This is a genomic window from Streptomyces sp. NPDC013455 (genome assembly GCF_040632975.1).
In the GTDB taxonomy this organism is placed as follows: Bacteria; Actinomycetota; Actinomycetes; order Streptomycetales; family Streptomycetaceae; genus Streptomyces.
Genome location: NZ_JBEYCX010000089.1, coordinates 1 through 1,047 on the forward strand (window position 1 = coordinate 1; position 1,047 = coordinate 1,047).

Annotated in this window: 1 protein-coding gene; it reads left to right on the plus strand. The window is 68.8% G+C overall.

Translation table 11 applies throughout. The annotated features are described in order from the left end of the window. The coding region (locus ABZ576_RS34430; protein WP_360750093.1) for an AMP-binding protein at nt 1-1,047 on the plus strand (1,047 nt) is incomplete at both ends.

Genomic DNA, 1,047 nt, shown 5'->3' on the forward strand with positions numbered 1-1,047 from the left:
CGCGCTCCTGGAACACGAACACGCGCCGCTGGTCGTGGCACAGCGGGCCAGCGGCGTCACCGGTGACACCCCACTGTTCACCGCCCTGTTCAACTTCCGGCACAACCCGGGCCGCAGCGCCGAGGATGGCGCGGACAAGCCGCGCCACGAGGGCATGGACGGCATGCGGGCCGTGTTCACGCGGGAGCGCACCAACTTCCCGCTGATGGTCTCGGTCAACGACAACGGCGACCTGTTCACGCTGGCCGTGGACGCGGTGGCGCCGATCGACCCCTGCGTGGTGGGCGAGTACGTGCGCACCGCCGCGCGGAACCTGGTCTCCGCGCTCGAATCGGCTCTCGACCACGACGGGGACGTGCCGCTGAGCGCGGTCCAGGTGATGGACGATGCCGGGCTGAGCCAGGTGCTGACGGAGTGGAACGACACGGCTGCCGAGGTGGTTTCCGGTTCCGTTCCGGAGCTGTTCGAGGCGCAGGTAGCGCGGACGCCGGAGGCGGTCGCGGTGGTCTCGGGCGGTGTGGAGGTGTCGTACGCAGAACTCGATGCCCGGGCGAACCGGTTGGCCCGTCACCTGGTCGCGAAGGGTGTGGGCCCGGAGTCGCTGGTGGGGGTGTGTCTGGAGCGCGGTGTCGAGTCGGTGGTGGCGCTGCTGGCGGTGCTGAAGGCCGGCGGCGCGTATCTGCCGATCGACCCGGGTTATCCGGCGGAGCGGATCGCGTACATGCTCGGCGACGCGAAGCCGGTGGTGGTGCTGGTCTCGACGGGCACTGTGGCGGTGGTGCCGTCGTCGGGCGCTGCTGTGGTGGTGCTGGATGAGGTCGATCTGGCTGGTGTTGAGGATGGTCCGCTGGGGGTGGTGATCCGGCCGGAGCATCCGGCGTATGTGATCTACACGTCGGGTTCGACCGGGCGGCCGAAGGGTGTGGTGGTCGAGCACCGGTCGGTGGCGGGATTGTTGGGTTGGGCTGTGGCGGAGTTCTCGGGTGAGGACTTCCGCAGGGTGCTGGTGTCCACGTCCTTCAACTTCGATGTCTCGGTTTTCGAGTT